Origin of the sequence: Curtobacterium sp. BRB10 (assembly GCF_031844325.1) — a bacterium.
GTDB lineage: Bacteria > Actinomycetota > Actinomycetes > Actinomycetales > Microbacteriaceae > Curtobacterium > Curtobacterium poinsettiae_A.
In genome coordinates, this window is the sequence record NZ_JAUZVA010000002.1 from 363,092 (window position 1) to 378,879 (window position 15,788).

Sequence of the window (15,788 nt, forward strand, 5' to 3'; positions counted from 1 at the left end):
CGCGACGGTGATCATCGGGATCGGGGTCGACGTGGTCGACCTGGAGCGGTTCGAACGGGTGCTCGAGCGCACACCGGCGATGCGGGCGCGGCTGTTCACACCGTCCGAGCAGGTCCGTGACGGCGAACCCCGGCCGATCGCGTCCCTCGCCGCACGGTTCGCGGCGAAGGAAGCCCTGATCAAGGCCTTCGGGTCGAGTGCCGGGCTCAGCTGGCAGGACCTCGAGGTCGTGTCCGACGACCAGCGGAACCCGTCGCTCACCCTGCACCAGGGCGCCCGGCAGGTGGCGGACGCGCGTGGCGTGACGAGCGTGCACCTGTCGCTCTCGCATGATGGAGGGATCGCGACCGCGTTCGTGGTCCTGGAAGGAACAGACGTGGTCCTGGAAGGAACGGTCCGGTGAGTGCGTTCACCGGCATCACGGTCGATCGCGGAGCCCTGATCGAGAACTACGCGACCATCGCCGACCGGGTCGCCCCGGCCGGGGTCATCGCGGTGGTCAAGGCGAACGCCTACGGCCACGGGGCCCTCGACGCCGCGCAGGCCTTCGTGGACGCCGGTGCCGAGTGGCTCGGGGTCGCCGACATCGACGAGGCCGTCGCGCTCCGTCAGGGCGGCATCGACGAGGGGGTCCGGATCCTCGCGTGGCTGCACGCCCCCGACGAGGACTTCCGCCGCGCGGCGCAGTTCGACGTCACGCCCGCGGTGTCGAGCGTCGAGCAGCTCTCCGCAGCAGCGGATTCCGACGTCCGCGCCGTGCACCTGTGCGTCGACACCGGCCTGAGCCGCAACGGTGCGGTCGAGTCCGAGTGGGCCGAGCTCTTCGCGACCGCCGGCGCCCTGGCCCGCGGCGGCAACCGCACCCGGGTCGAGGGGCTCATGTCCCACCTGTCGAACGCGTCGCGCACCGACGACCTCGACCAGGACGCCGCACTGCAGCGGGCGCTGGACGGTCTCGCCGCGAACGGCATCGTGCCGGACGTGGTGCACCTCGCCGCGAGTGCCGCGAGCATCGCCGTGCCGGAGACCCGCCACGATCTGTCCCGCGTCGGACTCGCCCTGTACGGGCTGAGCCCCTTCGACGGTCGGACCTCGTCCGACCTGGGGCTGCGCCCGGCGATGCGGGTCACCGCCGCCGTGCTCCGCACCGTGCCGGTCGCCGCGGGCGACGGCGTCTCCTACGGCTACACCTGGCGCGCGGAGACCGACACCCGTCTCGCCGTGATCGGCCTCGGATACGCGGACGGCTTCGACCGTGCCTTCGGCAACCGGGTCTCGGTGCGGATCGGCGACCGGACGTTCCCGGTGGTCGGACGCGTCGCGATGAACGCCATGCACGTCGACATCGGCGACGCCGACGTGCAGGTCGGCGACGAGGCGGTGCTGTGGGGTGACCCCGCGAACGGCGACCCCGCCGTCGAGGACTGGGCCGACGCCATCGGCACGATCAACTACGAGGTGGTCGCCCGGATCGGCCGCAGCGTCGAACGGAGGACGACGTGAGCTCCGCACCGCTGCGTCAGGCGCGCATCGACCTCGACGCCTACCGTGCCAACCTCGACCGTGTCCGCGAGTGGATGGACCCGGTCGCCGTGATGGCGATCATGAAGGCCGACGCGTACGGGCACGGCCTCGAGCCGATCGCACTCGCTGCCGTCGACGCCGGCATCCGCTGGATCGGTGTACTGACGGTGCCCGCCGCCCTGCGCCTGCGCTCGATCGGCGTCGGCGAGGACGTCCACCTGTTCACCTGGCAGCACGACCCCGATCTGGACTTCCGCGACGCCATCGACTCGGCCGTCGACCTCGGCGTCTCGAACGTCGCCGAGTTGCAGCGCATCATCGACGCCGTCGACCAGCGACCGGCCCGGGTGCACCTCGGCGTCGACTCCGGCCTGCACCGCGACGGCGCGACGCCGTCGGACTGGCCGGCGCTCGTCGAGCTCGCCCGGGACGCCCAGCGGAACGGCCGCATCGAGGTCGTCGCCGCGTACACGCACCTGGCCGAGGCGTCCGACCACGAGGACAGCGCCGCGGTCGCCGTGTTCGACGCCGCGATCGAGATCGCCGACGACCTGGGGCTGGACGTCCCGATGGAGCACGTCGCAGCGTCGCTCGCGGGGCTCGAGCGCAAGGAGTTCCGCAAGGACATGGTCCGGATGGGTGCGAACCTGTTCGGCATCCCCGGCGCGGACGGCGTCTCGGCAGCGGACCTCGGACTCGAGCCGGTGATGACCCTCACCGCGTCGGTCGCGAAGACGAAGCGCGTCCCCGTCGACACCGGCGTCTCCTACGACTACACGTACCGCACCGCGACCGAGACGACCCTGGCGCTCGTGCCCGTCGGGTACGCCGACGGGGTCCCCCGTCTGGCACAGGGCCGCATCGAGGTCGCGATCGGTGGCAAGCGGTACCCGATCGCCGGCCGCGTCGCGATGGACCAGTTCCTGGTGGACGTCGGCGAGGACGACGTGCAGACCGGCGACACCGTCGTGCTGTTCGGCACCGGCGAGCACGATGAGATGACCGTGCTCGAATGGGGCGCGGCGCTCGAGACCATCGGTGAAGAGATCGTCTGCCGCATCGGCAGCCGTGTGCCTCGGTCCTACGAGGGCCACGACATCGAGGGACGCGTCGGGGAGTACCTGCGGGGCGAGCGGCCGTGACCGAGTCGGCGCGGGTCCTGCTCGACACCACCGTCGACGGCACCGAGGCGATGGGGGAGCTCGGTGCCCGACTGGCCGCGGTGCTGCGCGCGGGGGACCTCGTCGTGTTGACCGGACCGCTCGGCGCCGGCAAGACGACCCTGACGCGCGGGCTCGGCGCTGCACTCGGCGCGCGCGGCCAGGTGTCCAGCCCGACCTTCGTCCTCGCCCGGACGCACCCGACGACCGTCGGCCCCGACCTGGTGCACGTCGACGCTTACCGGCTGTCCGACCCCGTGGAGCTGGACGACCTGGACCTCGACTGGGACGCCGCGATCGTCGTGGTCGAGTGGGGCCGGGGCATGGTCGACGGCATCAGCGACAGCGTGCTCGACGTCGAGATCACGCGTCCCACCGGCGCGGACGCGGTCGAGCACGGTGACGACGACCTCGACCCCGACGACGTGCCCGACGAGCCCCGCCGTGTCGTCGTCACCGCCACCGGTCCGCGCTGGGACGGCGTGGCCCTCTGACCCTCCAGCCCGTCGGTGCGGACGACGTCGAGGCGCTCCGCGCGTTCCTCGTCGAGGCCGATCTGACCGTGGCCGGGCTCGACGAGCCGACGGTGCGGCTCTGGATCGACCGCGACGACGACGGCATGGCGGTCGGCAGCGCCGGCTTCGAGGCGAGTGCCGACGGCGTGCACGTGCTCGTCCGCAGCGTGGCCGTCGCTCCGCAGCACCGCGGCTCCGGGGCCGGCACCCGTCTCGCACGGTTCGCGATCGAGCGGGCGACCGAGGCCGGTGCCGAGCGCGCGTGGCTGTTCTCTCGTCGCTCCGGTCCGTTCTGGCAGTCGCTCGGCTTCACGTCCGCTGACCGACAGGCCCTGGCCGCCGCGCTGCCGGACACCCACCAGGTCCGTCTGTTCCGTCGGACCGGGCAGTTGGAGCACGAGGTCGCGTGGTCCCGCGGGCTGCCGGTGCGCTGACCGCCGCCTACGATGGACGGGTGCTGCTCGCGATCGACACCTCCGCCGGGACCTCCGTCGCCGTCGTCGACCCGGCCACCGGCCAGTCCCTCGCGACCCGCGACACCGAGGACAGCCGCCGGCATGCCGAGGTGATCGGCCCGTTCCTGGCCGAGACCCTCGCCGAGGCCGGCATCACCGGCGCCGACGTCACCGGGGTCGTCGCCGGCATGGGCCCCGGCCCCTTCACCGGCCTGCGCGTCGGCATCGCCGCCGCCCGCACCTTCGCCGCAGCCCGCGGCGTCCCCGTCCTGCCCCTCGTCAGCCACGACGCCGTCGCCCTCGACCAGCGCGACTCGGGCATCGCCGGCCCGTTCGTCGTCCTCACGGACGCCCGCCGCCGCGAGGTCTACTGGAGCGCCTACGACGCCGACGGCGTCCGGGTGGCCGGCCCCGGACTCGCCAAGCCCGCCGATCTCGAGGACGCGATCCGCGCCTCCCGGCCCGCAGCGGTGGGCTGGGACCGCGTGACGGTCGCGTCCATCCCGGCCTGGAGGCTCGGCTCGCTCGCCGCGGACCGCCTGCGGTCCGGCACAGGGTTCGACCAGGACACCCCCCTGTACCTGCGGGAGCCCGACGTGACGGTGCCGGGTGCGCCCAAGCGGGTGAAGCAGTGACCCTGCCGGACGGGCTCCGCCTGCGGCGAGCACACCCGCAGGACCTCGACGAGATCATGTGGCTCGAGCACGTCTCGTTCCCGACGGACGCCTGGTCGGCGTCGCAGATGTCCGGCGAGCTGTACGCACCGCACGGGTACTACGTCGTGATCGAGACGGCCGACGACACGTCCGCGCCGCTGGTCGTCGGGTACGCCGGGCTCTCGTCGCTCGCGGGCAACCCGGTGGCCGACGTGCAGACCATCGCGGTCGCTGCGGACCAGCGCGGCAAGGGGCTCGGGCGGGTCCTGTTCACGGAACTGCTCGACGAGGCGCGGCGCAGTGGGGTGCGCGAGGTGTTCCTCGAGGTGCGCGCGGACAACCCCGTCGCGCAGGCGATGTACACGGCGTTCGGGTTCGAGCACATCGCGACCCGGCCGCGCTACTACCAGCCGGACGGCGTCGACGCGTGGGTGATGCGGGCGGAGCTGCCCGGCCCGGACGCCGAGCCGTCGTCGGGCGTCGGACCCATCGGACAGGAGGCCCTCGGTGAGCGCGACTGAACCACTGGTGCTCGGCATCGAGACGAGCTGCGACGAGACGGGCGTCGGCATCGTGCGGGGGAACACCCTGCTGGCGAACGTGATCGCCTCGAGCATGGACGAGCACGCCCGCTACGGCGGGGTCGTGCCCGAGGTCGCCGCACGGGCCCACCTGGAGGCGATGACCCCGACGCTGCACGAGGCGCTCGAGCGTGCCGGCGTCACCCTCGACGAACTCGACGCGGTCGCGGTGACCGCCGGGCCGGGCCTGGCGGGAGCGCTCATGGTCGGGGTGGGGGCCGCGAAGGCGCTCGCCGTGGCCACGGGCAAGCCCCTGTACGGCGTGAACCACCTGGTCGGGCACGTCGGCGCCGACGTGCTGCGCGAGGACGGGAGCGAGATCGAGTTGCCGACGATCGCGCTGCTGGTCTCCGGTGGCCACACGTCGCTGCTGCTGGTGCGCGACCTGGTCGGCGACGTCGAACTGCTCGGCGAGACGATCGACGACGCGGCGGGCGAGGCGTTCGACAAGGTCGCGCGGCTGCTCGGGCTGCCCTACCCCGGCGGCCCGCAGATCGACCGTGCGGCGGCTGACGGCGATCCGACGGCGATCCGGTTCCCCCGGGGACTGACGCTGCCGAAGGACATGGCCGCGCACCGGTACGACTTCTCGTTCTCGGGACTCAAGACCGCCGTCGCACGGTGGGTCGAGCGCTGCCGCGACGAGGGCCGCGAGGTGCCGGTGGCCGACGTCGCCGCGAGCTTCCGCGAGGCCGTCGTCGACGTCCTGCTGACCAAGGCCCTGAACGCGTGCCGCGACACCGGCGTCGACCGGCTGCTGCTCGGTGGCGGGGTCGTCGCGAACGCCCGACTGCGACAGGTCGCCGAGGATCGCTGCGCGGCCGCGGGCGTGCGACTGCGCATCCCGCCGTTCGACCTGTGCACGGACAACGGTGCGATGATCGCCGCCGTCGGCGCCCGACTCGTGGCGGAGGGGCACGCGCCGAGCGACCTCGGCATCGCGGCGGACTCGACCCTGCCGGTGACGACCGTCCAGGTCTGACCAGTTCGGCCCCGGTCCTTCTTCGGGAGCCTGTGGGAGGATTCACACGGGCGTCGGAGAGACCGGACGCCCGAGAGGGGTGGACGGTGTCCGATCAGAACGAGTGGCCGAAGCCGGGCGAGACGCCGAACGGCCCAGCGAACGGACAGCCCGACGGCACGCCCGCCCCGGACGGCCCGCAGGCCCCTGACGCACCGCAGGCACCGTCGGCCCCGGAAGCGCCCCAGCACCCGTACGGCCAGCAGCAGGCCCCGTACGCGGCCCCGCAGCAGCCGAACCCGTACGGCGAGCAGCAGCCGCAGAACCCGTACGGCCAGCAGCAGCCCCAGAACCCGTACGGCCAGCAGCAGCAGTCGAACCCGTACGGCCAGCCGCAGCAGTCGAGCCCGTACGGCCAGCAGCAGAACTCCTACGCGGCATCGCAGCCCTCGTCGGACCCGTACGGTCAGCCGCAGCAGCAGAACCCGTACGCGGCTCCGCAGCAGAACGCCTACGGCACCCCGCAGAACTCGTACGGCCAGCAGCAGAACCCGTACGCGCAGCCGCAGCAGCAGCCCTACGCGTCGAACCCGTACACGTACCAGCCCTACGCGCAGCGGCCGAAGACGAACGTCCTGTCGATCCTGTCGATCGTCTTCGCGTTCGGCGGGATCATCATCTGGCCGATCATCATCCTGACGAGCCCGGCCGGCGCGATCATGGGACACATCGCCCTCGGCAAGATCAAGCAGACCGGCGAGGGCGGCCGCGGTCTGGCGCTCGCAGGCATGATCGGCGGCTGGATCCTGACCGGCCTGTTCATCCTGATCGTCGCCCTGGTGTGGATCTCGATCGCGAACGCGTCGGACTACTCGGACTACTCCGACTACAGCTCGAACTCCGGCGCCTTCGTCAACTGACGCTGACGCGCACGCAGCACCGCACGCGGCCCCCGGCCGTCAGCCGACCGCGTCGGTGAGCCGTTCGCACAGGATCGCCGTGTGGTGTCCCTCCAGGCGGGTGAGGACGAGCGTGACGCGACCCGACCCGCGCAACCGCAGCCGCTTGCGGAACTGCGCCGGGTCGACGTCGACGCCGCGCTTCTTGATCTCGACGGTGCCGATGCCGTCGGCAGCGAGCCGTGCGGCCAGTCGCTTGACGTCGAGCGGCATCGTGTCGAGCACCCGGAAGCCCTGCGCGAAGGGGGTCGTGACGGCGCGGTCGGACGTGACGTAGGCGATGCCCTCGGACAGCATGTGCCCGTCGAGGCCCCGTGCCAGATCGCCGATCAGCCGTGCGCGGATCACGGCGCCGTCGGGCTCGTACAGGTAGGCGCCGAGTGTTCCGACCTCGGCGTCGTCGGCGTCGGCCGCTCCGGTCATCTCGGCGATGCCGTGCGCACCGATGACGGTGGCGGCGCGGCGGACGCCGGGGCGGGCGAGGGGGCCGAACCACAGGGCGAGCTCCACGACCTCGCGGTCGACGGAGGTCCACTGCGCCTCGGCGGTGTCCGGGATCAGGTCGCGGTCGATGCCCGGTCCGAGCTTCACGCCGGTCGGCGTCGTCGTCGCCGCGGCGAACACGGTGTCGAGCGAGGGCGACCAGTCGTCCGGGTCGGCGAGCCGGCGGGTGTCCGAGTGGCCGGAGGTGCGGCGTGCGGGGTCCATCCACACGCCGTCCACCGACGACAGGTCGAACGACGCTGCATCGCCGAGCTCGACGCGCGCGTTCGGCCACACTGCCAGGTTGTGGGTCGCGACGGCCGCGGTCACCTCGTCGCGGTCGACCGCGGTGACGTCGAGGTCGAGTGCCGCCATCGCCATGGCGTCCCCGCCGATGCCGCAGCCGAGGTCGGCGACGCGGGTCAGCCCGGCCGCTGCGAAGCGTCCGGCGTGCTGGGCCGCGACCTGCAGCCGGGTGGCCTGCTCGAGCCCGGCCTCGGTGAAGAGCATGCGGGACGCGAAGTCGCCGAACTTGCCGCGGGCCTTCAGCCGCAGCTTCGCCTGGGTCAGCACCGCGGCGACCAGTCGGGGATCGTGGCCCTCGGCGCGCAGCCGGGACACCACGCGGACGATCTCGCCGCCGTCGGAGACACCCGGGGTACGGTCGAGCAGGGCCATCCCGTCTGGGGTCAGCAGTGCGGTGAGTTCGGCGGCGTCCATGCGTCGATCCTCGCAGGTGCTGCGTGTTCTCCGGATGTGCTGGCACTCGGATTGACCGAGTGCCAGAGGCCCCCTAGAGTTGGCGTTGGCACTCTCCTGTGCGAAGTGCCAACCCGGTTTTCATCTGTACCGAGTCCGTACCGAGAAAGAAGAGGTCACCGTGGCCGTCAGCATCAAGCCGCTCGAGGATCGCATCGTCATCCGCCAGGTCGAGGCGGAGCAGACCACCGCTTCCGGTCTGGTCATCCCCGACACCGCGAAGGAGAAGCCCCAGGAGGGCGAGGTCGTCGCCGTGGGTCCGGGTCGCATCGACGACAACGGCAACCGCGTCCCGCTCGACGTCGCCGTGGGTGACAAGGTCATCTACTCCAAGTACGGCGGAACCGAGGTCAAGTACTCGGGCGAGGACCTGCTGGTCCTGTCCGCCCGCGACGTCCTCGCGGTCATCGTTCACTGAGTCGAGTACTCACCACGGACGCCCCGTCCGGCCCTCGGGCCGACGGGGCGTCCGCGCGTCCGGGGGCGATCACCCGGGTGCTCCGGTCCTGACCAGCCCGCTGTCAGCCCGCCTGGAGGCCCGGTGGGCGTGCCACGGGTCGGCGGTCGTTCCTAGGATGGTTCCGTGAGTGAACCGAGTCCGGCGCGACCCGTCCGCAGCGAGGCATCCGTCGGCGTGGTGCAGGCCGTCGTGGCCTACGGGCTCTGGGGACTGATGCCCCTGCTCTTCGCGGCGATGGCCCCCGCGGCGGCGTTCGAGATCGTGTCGTGGCGGATCGTCTTCGGCCTGGTGTTCTGCGCGGTGGCGATCGCCGTGACCCGGTCGTGGCTCCGCACCCGCACCCTGATGGCCCAGCGCCGCGTGATGCTCGTGATGGGGCTCGCCGCCGTCCTGATCCTGGTCAACTGGACCGTCTACGTCCTCGCGACGACCACCGGCCACACCGTCGAGGCCGCGCTCGGCTACTTCATCAACCCGCTCGTCACGATCGCGCTCGGCGTCGTCGTCCTGCGCGAACGCCTGCGTCCGGCGCAGTGGGCAGCTGTCGGGCTGAGCGTCGTGGCGGTCGTCGTCATCGCCGTCGGCTACGGGCAGATGCCGTGGATCTCGTTGGCCCTGGCGTTCTCGTTCGGGCTGTACGGCCTGGTGAAGAAGCGCGTCGGCGGCACCGTGGACGCCCTGAGCGGCCTGACGATCGAGACCGTGTGGCTGCTGCCGATCGCGGTCGTGGCGCTCGTCGTGCTCGGCGTGACCGGCCTCGGCGGCGGCGTGACGTTCACGAGCGAGGGCTGGGGGCACGCGGTCATCACGGTCCTGACGGGGCCGGCGACGGCGGTGCCGCTCCTGCTCTTCGCGTCGTCGGCACGCCGGGTGAGCCTGTCGACGCTCGGACTGACCCAGTACCTGGCGCCCGTGATGCAACTGCTCGTCGGCGTGCTGGTGCAGCACGAGGAGATGTCGGCCGGGCGCTGGTTCGGCTTCGGCATCGTGTGGCTCGCCCTCGTGGTGCTGACGGCCGACTCGTTCGCCGCTGCACGAGCGTCCCGCCGCCGGGCGCTCGCACCCGGGCCGATCCGGTCTGACGGACGCACCACGGGCCTCCAGGCCGCCCACCGGGCCGTCCTGCGGACGCGACCGCACCCGCCCGGCCGTCCCGGTCGTCCCGGGCACCGACGCGAAAGCGACAGTCCCCCACGGAGGTTCCGTGGAGGACTGTCGCTTTCTCGTTGGTGCTGGGCTGTGCCCTACTTCTTCACCGCACCCTGGATGGCGCTCTGGTAGACGGGCTTGTTGTCGCCGTCGAACTTGTAGATGCCGATGTAGGCGCTCGACGGGTCGTTGTTCTCGTCGAACGGACCGATGCCGGACGGGCCGGTGTAGTGGATGTCCTTGCCGTCGTCCAGGAGCGTCTTGCACTCCTTGAACGTCGCGCACTCGGTGCCGCCGTCAGCACCCGACACCGCAGCCATGTTGGCCTGGATCGTGCCGGAGTCGGTGCCCTTGCCCTTCACCGCGGCGAGGGCGGCGAGGACGGTGGCGTCGTAGGACTCCGCCGCGTACGAGTAGTCGGCGAGCGTCTTGCCCGACGAGTCCTTGTAGAACGCCGCGAGCTGCTTCTTGAAGTCGTCCTTCGGCGAGGCACCGGGGATGGTGCCCTGGGCGCCCGTCAGGGTGCCCTTGTCGAAGTCCTTCGAGTAGTCCGCCGTGTTGCCGTCGGACATGTAGATCTTCGCTTCGTTGCCCTGCGAGACGAGCTCCGGGATGATCGACTTCGTCTCGTCGAAGGCGAGGACGACGATCGCGTCGGGCTTCGCGGCCAGGGCCGCGGTCACCTCGGACGAGAACGTGGTCTGGCCGGGCGGGAACTCCTGGCCTTCACCCTTGGCGCCGTAGACGACTTGACCGCCCGAGGCCTCGACCGCAGCCTGCACCGAGTTGCGGAGGCCGGTGCCGTACGTGTCGTTGAAGACCAGGAACGCGACCTTCGCGTTGCCGTCACCGGTCACGAGCTGGCCGAGCGCGGAACCCTGCACCGAGTCCGGCGGTGCGGTCCGGTAGTAGTACGACGAGTAGCCGGAGAGGTCGGTCGCGGTGTTCGCGGGCGAGATCTCGACGATGCAGTTGCTCGTCAGCTGGTCGATGACGTTCAGCGTGACCGACGAGGACTCGGCACCGATCGCGACCGGCACCTTCGCGTTGACGAGCTTCGTCGCGGCGGAGCTCGACACGGTCATGTCGTTGCTGTCACCGGAGTCGGTCGCCGGGTCGATCGTGACGTCCTTGTCGAGGACGCCGCCCGCGGCGTTGATGTCCTTGACGGCCAGGCCGACACCGGACTCGGCCGGCGGGTTGAGGTAGGCCAGCGAACCGGTCAGGGGCAGGATCGTGCCGATCTTCAGCGCGTCCGTACCGGGGGTGTCCGGGGCCTTGCAGCTGGCGGCGGGATCCTTCTTCGCATCGCTCGACGCCGAGCTCGAGGGGGAAGCACTGCCGGTGGTGGAACACGCGGCGAGGAGGACGGCTGCTGCGCCCGCCAACGCCAGTGCCGCGGTGGCACGGGTGGTTCTGATCATCCGTGGAGCCCTTTCTCTGCGCGGAGGCTGTGCCGCTTCGGGTGAATGCGACGCCTCCACTGGATGTCGAGAAACGTAGGGTCCATGTGTTTCGCCCGTGTGACGGGGCGGTACGCAAAGGTGTTTCGTTACCGAGCCGTGACGTTCCTGTGCGCAGGGACAGGCATCGGTGGTGGAGCGACGGTGCCGGCGTGCCGAGCCGACCTGCGCCAGGCGGATGGTCCGGCAGGGCACCCGGGAGGCCCGGCGTACGTTCCGCCGCATGAGCGACTTCCAGCCCACCAAAGCCATCGTCACCGGCTCCGAATCCGGGATCGGCCGCGCGACCGCCGTCGCGCTCGCCGAAGCCGGCATGGACGTCGGCATCACCTACCTGTCCGAACCCGACCGAGCCGAGGAGACCGCGGAGGAGGTCCGGAAGACCGGCCGCCAGGCCTTCGTCGAGCAGATCGACGTCTCCGACCTCGCCGGTGCGGCCGCCGTCGTCGACCGCCTCGTGTCGCAGCTGGGCGGCGTCGACGTCTTCGTGGCCGACGCCGGCACCGGCGACAACGCTCCGTTCCTCGAGATGACCCTCGACCAGTGGCGTCACACGGTGTCGACCGACCTCGACGGTGCCTTCGTCACGATGCAGGCCGCCGCGAAGCACATGGTGCAGGCCGGCACCGGCGGCCGGATCATCGGCATCACGAGCGTGCACGAACACCAGCCCCGCTCCGGCTCGAGCGCCTACGACGCCGCGAAGCACGGACTCGGCGGTCTGCTGAAGACCATGGCGATCGAGCTCGCCGAGCACGGCATCACCGTGAACGCCGTCGCCCCCGGCGAGATCGCCACCCGGATGACCGGGGCCGAGGACGAGGACCCGCACACCATCGACCGCCCCGGTGTGCCGCTCGGTCGGCCGGGCAACGCGTGGGAGATCGCGGCAGCCGTGGCCTTCCTGGCCTCGCGTGCGTCGTCCTACATCACCGGGGTGTCCCTGCCGGTGGACGGCGGGATGCTGCAGATGGGCCCGCACGGCGGCTCGCACATCACGTCGAACGACTGGCGTTCGGCGTAGGCACTCGCCCGGTCAGTCCTGCCGGGCGGCGTCTCCGTCGAGTTCGGCCTGGGATCGTAGGACGCAGAACTCGTTGCCCTCCGGGTCGGCGAACACCACCCACCCGCCGTCCGGGTGGCGCAGGTCGGCGAGCTCCACGGCACCGATGCCGCGGAGCCGCTCGACCTCTTCGTCGCGGGTGCGGTCGGTGGGGCGCAGGTCGAAGTGGATCCGGTTCTTCACGGTCTTCGCCTCGGGTACCTGGATGAAGAGCACGGTGTGCGATCGATCGGGTGCCGTGATCTCGCACTCCTCGTGCCCGGGAGCGTTCGGGTCGTCGGGCAGGTCGACGTAGCCGAGCACCTGCTTCCACCACTCGGACTGGGCGTAGGCGTCGCGGGAGTCGATCGTGGTGTGTGAGACGGCGCTGACCATGTCGCGACACTACCGCCGTGGGACGCAGCACGCCCCCGCTCCACGGGGGAACGGGGGCGTGCTGTCGAACAGCTGACTAGCTGCGGTAGTTCGGCGCCTCGACGACCATCTGGACGTCGTGCGGGTGGGACTCCTTGAGCCCCGCCGCCGTGATGCGGACGAACTTGCCACGCGCCTTCAACTCGGGGATCGTGCGACCGCCGACGTAGAACATCGACTGCCGCAGCCCACCGGTGAGCTGGTAGACGACGTTGCCGACCGAGCCGCGGTAGGGCACCTGGCCCTCGATGCCCTCGGGGATGAGCTTGTCGTCGTTCGGCACGTCCGCCTGGAAGTAGCGGTCCTTCGAGTACGAGGTCTTCTTGCCACGGGTCTGCAGGGCACCGAGGGAGCCCATGCCGCGGTAGGCCTTGAACTGCTTGCCGTTCACGAACACCAGGTCACCGGGGGACTCGTCGGTGCCGGCCAGCAGCGAGCCGAGCATGACGGTGTCGGCACCGGCCACCAGGGCCTTCGCGATGTCGCCCGAGTACTGCAGGCCACCGTCGGCGATGATCGGCACACCGGCTTCGCGTGCGGCGAGGGAGGCCTCGTACACGGCGGTCACCTGCGGCACACCGACACCGGCGACGACGCGCGTGGTGCAGATGGAGCCCGGGCCGACACCGACCTTGACGGCGTCCACACCGGCGTCGATGAGCGCCTGGGCTCCGGCACGGGTGGCGACGTTGCCGCCGATGACGTCGATCGCGTCGAACGTCGGGTCGGCCTTGAGGCGGCGGACCATGTCGAGCACGCCTTCGCTCTCGCCGTTGGCGGTGTCGACGACGAGCACGTCCACGCCGGCGTCCCGCAGGGCCTCGGCGCGCTGCCAGGCGTCGCCGAAGAAGCCGATCGCGGCACCGACGCGGAGCCGGCCTTCGTCGTCCTTCGTGGCGTCCGGGTACTGCTCGCTCTTGTCGAAGTCCTTGACGGTGATCAGACCGCGGAGCTTGCCCTCGGCGTCGACCAGCGGCAGCTTCTCGATCTTGTGCTGCGCGAAGATGGCGATCGCCTCTTCGGGGTCGATGCCCTCCATCGCGGTGATCAGCGGGGCCTTCGTCATCACGTCGCGCACGTACGTGGTGGCCTGCTCGAACGTGGCCACGAAGCGCATGTCGCGGTTCGTGATGATGCCGACGAGGGTGCCGTCCTGCTCGACGACCGGCAGACCGGAGACACGGAACTGGCCGCAGAGCGCGTCGACCTCGGCCACGGTGGCGTCCGGGGTGGTGGTCACCGGGTTGGTGATCATGCCCGACTCGGAGCGCTTGACCTTGTCGACGTACGCAGCCTGGTCCTCGATGGACAGGTTGCGGTGCAGGATCCCGATGCCGCCCTGGCGCGCCATGGCGATGGCCATGCGGGCTTCGGTGACGGTGTCCATCGCGGCGGAGAGCAGCGGGACGTTGACGGAGATCCGCTTGGTGAGCCGGGACGCCGTGGACGCCTCGCTCGGGATGACGTCGGTGTGCCCGGGCAGCAGCATGACGTCGTCGTACGTGAGTCCGATGAATCCGAACGGATCCGGCTGGTCCATGGGTCCCCTTCGTGGGCGAGTGAAGTGTCGAGACACCGGGAACACGACGACGGGTTCCGGATAGGACATGGTAACGCGGGCGGCTGTCGCCGCATTCCGCCTGGAGGCACGGATCGCGCCCGCCTCGGAGCGTTCCTCCACAACGTCACAGTTCGGGTACGAATCACACAGGGAACGTGTTGGAAACACGGGTGTCACAAAATCCCCATAGGTTCCTCGTCATCCGAACGAGAGGCTCTTCCGTGGGATCCATCACTCCTCCGGGACGGGCGCAGCCGCGCCTGTTCCGCCTCCGCCACGCACGACGACGACCGGTCCTGGCGGCCGTGCTCGTCGCCGCGTTCCTGGCGACCTTCCTGATCGACTGGGCGGTCACCCTGCCGGCCTTCAGTGCCACCTCGGCACCGGCCACCAGCCAGGCGTGCACCGTCAGCCCCGACAACGGGTGCATCCAGGGGACGATCACCGACTCCGAGCGTGAACCGGCCGAGGGCGTCGACGTCGACGTGACCGGCCCGAGCGGCTTCGACGAGACGGCCACGACGAACGCCGACGGCCGCTGGTCCGTCAGCGTCGACACGGCCGGCGAGTACACGGTGAGCGTCGACCAGGGCACCCTGCCGAAGGGCCAGTACCTGACGAACGCCGCCGACGCCGACCGCAAGGTGCAGGCGACGCTGAACGCCAACGTCGGGCAGATCTTCCAGCTGTCCGACCAGAAGGGCGCCACCACCTCGGCCGACTCGTCGAGCGTGAGCATGCAGCGCGCCTGGCAGCAGTTCGCCTCGGGGCTCCGGCTCGGGTTGCTCATCGCCCTGGCGTCGATCGGGCTCTCGCTCATCTACGGCACGACGGGGCTGTCGAGCTTCTCGCACGGCGAGCAGGTGACCCTCGGCGGTCTGCTGGCGTACGTGTTCGCCAACCAGCTCGGCTGGAACATCTGGGTCACCGGGATCGTCGTCACGCTGTTGTGCGCCGCGACCGGGTACCTGCAGGACGCCGCGATCTGGCGACCACTCCGGCGCAAGCGCATCAGCCTGACGCAGCTCATGATCGTCACGATCGGTCTGTCGATCGCCGCCCAGTACGCGTTCCAGTACTTCTTCGGCGCCTCGACGGTCCGCATCCAGCAGGGCAACCCGGAGACCGTGCGGTTCGCCGGTGTCACCCTGACGGTGCAGTCCTACGTCGCCATGGGGATCGCGCTCGTGGTCCTCGTCGCGACCGGACTCTTCCTGGCGAAGACGCGCTTCGGACGGGCAACCCGCGCCGTGTCGGACAACCCGGCGCTCGCCGCGGCCTCCGGCATCGACGTCGACCGGGTGATCCGCTTCGTGTGGACGCTCGCCGCCGGCCTCGCGGGACTCTCCGGCGTGATGCTCGGACTCGTCCTGAACGGCGTGAACTGGCAGACCGGGCTCCAGCTGCTCCTGCTCATGTTCGCCTCGGTCACGCTCGGTGGCCTCGGCACCGCGTACGGCGCCCTGGTCGGCTCGATGATCATCGGCGTCGTCGTGGAGCTCACGAACCTGGTGCTCCCCGGTGACTTCAAGTACGCCACCGCCCTCGTCATCCTCATCCTCATCCTGCTGTTCCGGCCGCAGGGCATCTTCGGCCGCGCCGAGCGGATCGGCTAAGGGAGCACG

The 15,788-nt window shown here is 70.9% G+C and carries 17 protein-coding genes; 13 read left to right on the top strand and 4 right to left on the bottom strand.

Annotated elements, in window-relative coordinates:
* Positions 1-7: 7 nt before the first annotated feature.
* From Q9R26_RS05620 to Q9R26_RS05660, 9 genes are all read left to right on the top strand, one after another.
* Positions 8-403 carry a holo-ACP synthase gene (locus tag Q9R26_RS05620; protein ID WP_111038494.1) on the top strand — a complete coding sequence of 132 codons (396 nt, stop codon included), beginning with the start codon at positions 8-10 and terminating at the stop codon, positions 401-403.
* Positions 400-1,503, top strand: coding sequence for an alanine racemase (gene alr / locus Q9R26_RS05625; protein WP_311226751.1), 1,104 nt, complete (start codon positions 400-402; stop codon positions 1,501-1,503). The genes Q9R26_RS05620 and alr (Q9R26_RS05625) overlap by 4 nt, the downstream gene beginning before the upstream one ends.
* Positions 1,500-2,666 (top strand): alanine racemase, encoded by a 1,167-nt coding sequence (alr, locus tag Q9R26_RS05630; RefSeq protein WP_209134970.1) that lies wholly within the window; start codon positions 1,500-1,502, stop codon positions 2,664-2,666. The genes alr (Q9R26_RS05625) and alr (Q9R26_RS05630) overlap by 4 nt, the downstream gene beginning before the upstream one ends.
* Positions 2,663-3,178 carry a tRNA (adenosine(37)-N6)-threonylcarbamoyltransferase complex ATPase subunit type 1 TsaE gene (tsaE, locus tag Q9R26_RS05635; RefSeq protein ID WP_311226752.1) on the top strand — a complete coding sequence of 172 codons (516 nt, stop codon included), beginning with the start codon at positions 2,663-2,665 and terminating at the stop codon, positions 3,176-3,178. Before alr (Q9R26_RS05630) ends, tsaE begins: the two co-directional genes overlap by 4 nt.
* A 68-nt stretch (positions 3,179-3,246) precedes the next feature.
* Entirely contained in the window at positions 3,247-3,633 is a 387-nt protein-coding gene (locus tag Q9R26_RS05640) for a GNAT family N-acetyltransferase (protein ID WP_310648859.1), read from the top strand.
* Between the two features lie 20 nt (positions 3,634-3,653).
* A complete protein-coding gene (gene tsaB, locus Q9R26_RS05645; RefSeq protein WP_311226753.1) occupies positions 3,654-4,289 on the top strand; it encodes a tRNA (adenosine(37)-N6)-threonylcarbamoyltransferase complex dimerization subunit type 1 TsaB in 636 nt (211 codons plus the stop codon).
* Complete coding sequence (gene rimI / locus Q9R26_RS05650; protein WP_311226754.1) at positions 4,286-4,831, top strand: ribosomal protein S18-alanine N-acetyltransferase; 546 nt, start codon at positions 4,286-4,288, stop codon at positions 4,829-4,831. Before tsaB ends, rimI begins: the two co-directional genes overlap by 4 nt.
* The gene (gene tsaD / locus Q9R26_RS05655) at positions 4,818-5,873 is read left to right on the top strand and encodes a tRNA (adenosine(37)-N6)-threonylcarbamoyltransferase complex transferase subunit TsaD (protein WP_311226755.1); all 1,056 of its coding nucleotides are present in this window, start codon (positions 4,818-4,820) and stop codon (positions 5,871-5,873) included. Before rimI ends, tsaD begins: the two co-directional genes overlap by 14 nt.
* A gap of 86 nt (positions 5,874-5,959) precedes the next feature.
* On the top strand, positions 5,960-6,772 hold the full coding sequence (locus Q9R26_RS05660) for a DUF4190 domain-containing protein (RefSeq protein ID WP_311226756.1): 813 nt from the start codon (positions 5,960-5,962) through the stop codon (positions 6,770-6,772).
* Between the two features lie 39 nt (positions 6,773-6,811).
* Here the strand turns inward: Q9R26_RS05660 and Q9R26_RS05665 are convergent, their stop codons facing one another.
* Complete coding sequence (locus tag Q9R26_RS05665; protein WP_311226757.1) at positions 6,812-8,014, bottom strand: class I SAM-dependent methyltransferase; 1,203 nt, start codon at positions 8,012-8,014, stop codon at positions 6,812-6,814.
* A gap of 160 nt (positions 8,015-8,174) precedes the next feature.
* On the opposite strand from Q9R26_RS05665, the gene groES reads away from it, so the two are divergent.
* Together groES and rarD are read left to right on the top strand one after the other, a co-directional pair.
* Positions 8,175-8,471, top strand: coding sequence for a co-chaperone GroES (gene groES / locus Q9R26_RS05670; protein WP_017885484.1), 297 nt, complete (start codon positions 8,175-8,177; stop codon positions 8,469-8,471).
* A gap of 165 nt (positions 8,472-8,636) precedes the next feature.
* Positions 8,637-9,794, top strand: a complete 1,158-nt coding sequence (gene rarD, locus Q9R26_RS05675; protein WP_311226758.1) for an EamA family transporter RarD — start codon at positions 8,637-8,639, stop codon at positions 9,792-9,794.
* On the opposite strand, the gene Q9R26_RS05680 is transcribed toward rarD, so the two are convergent.
* Positions 9,758-11,086: an ABC transporter substrate-binding protein gene (locus Q9R26_RS05680; protein ID WP_182065718.1), complete on the bottom strand. Its 1,329-nt coding sequence runs from the start codon at positions 11,084-11,086 to the stop codon at positions 9,758-9,760. The genes rarD and Q9R26_RS05680 overlap by 37 nt on opposite strands.
* A gap of 262 nt (positions 11,087-11,348) precedes the next feature.
* Between Q9R26_RS05680 and Q9R26_RS05685 the strand changes: the two genes are divergently transcribed.
* The gene (locus tag Q9R26_RS05685; RefSeq protein WP_138802038.1) at positions 11,349-12,149 is read left to right on the top strand and encodes an SDR family oxidoreductase; all 801 of its coding nucleotides are present in this window, start codon (positions 11,349-11,351) and stop codon (positions 12,147-12,149) included.
* Positions 12,150-12,161: 12 nt separating this feature from the next.
* Here Q9R26_RS05685 and Q9R26_RS05690 read toward each other — a convergent pair whose 3' ends face one another.
* Both Q9R26_RS05690 and guaB read right to left on the bottom strand, forming a co-directional pair.
* Complete coding sequence (locus tag Q9R26_RS05690; protein WP_259578983.1) at positions 12,162-12,563, bottom strand: VOC family protein; 402 nt, start codon at positions 12,561-12,563, stop codon at positions 12,162-12,164.
* 76 nt (positions 12,564-12,639) lie between these two features.
* Complete coding sequence (gene guaB, locus Q9R26_RS05695; protein WP_027466700.1) at positions 12,640-14,142, bottom strand: IMP dehydrogenase; 1,503 nt, start codon at positions 14,140-14,142, stop codon at positions 12,640-12,642.
* Between the two features lie 242 nt (positions 14,143-14,384).
* Here guaB and Q9R26_RS05700 point away from each other — a divergent pair, with 242 nt between their 5' ends.
* Complete coding sequence (locus Q9R26_RS05700; RefSeq protein WP_259362796.1) at positions 14,385-15,779, top strand: branched-chain amino acid ABC transporter permease; 1,395 nt, start codon at positions 14,385-14,387, stop codon at positions 15,777-15,779.
* The last annotated feature ends 9 nt before the right edge of the window (positions 15,780-15,788 follow it).

Excerpts from the sequence above, each read along its gene's own strand:
- Q9R26_RS05665 (WP_311226757.1), bottom strand. The coding sequence starts at position 8,014 with ATGGACGCCGCCGAACTCACCGCACTGCTGACCCCAGACGGGATGGCC.
- Q9R26_RS05680 (WP_182065718.1), bottom strand. The coding sequence starts at position 11,086 with ATGATCAGAACCACCCGTGCCACCGCGGCACTGGCGTTGGCGGGCGCA.
- Q9R26_RS05685 (WP_138802038.1), top strand. The coding sequence starts at position 11,349 with ATGAGCGACTTCCAGCCCACCAAAGCCATCGTCACCGGCTCCGAATCC.
- Q9R26_RS05690 (WP_259578983.1), bottom strand. The coding sequence starts at position 12,563 with ATGGTCAGCGCCGTCTCACACACCACGATCGACTCCCGCGACGCCTAC.
- guaB (WP_027466700.1), bottom strand. The coding sequence starts at position 14,142 with ATGGACCAGCCGGATCCGTTCGGATTCATCGGACTCACGTACGACGAC.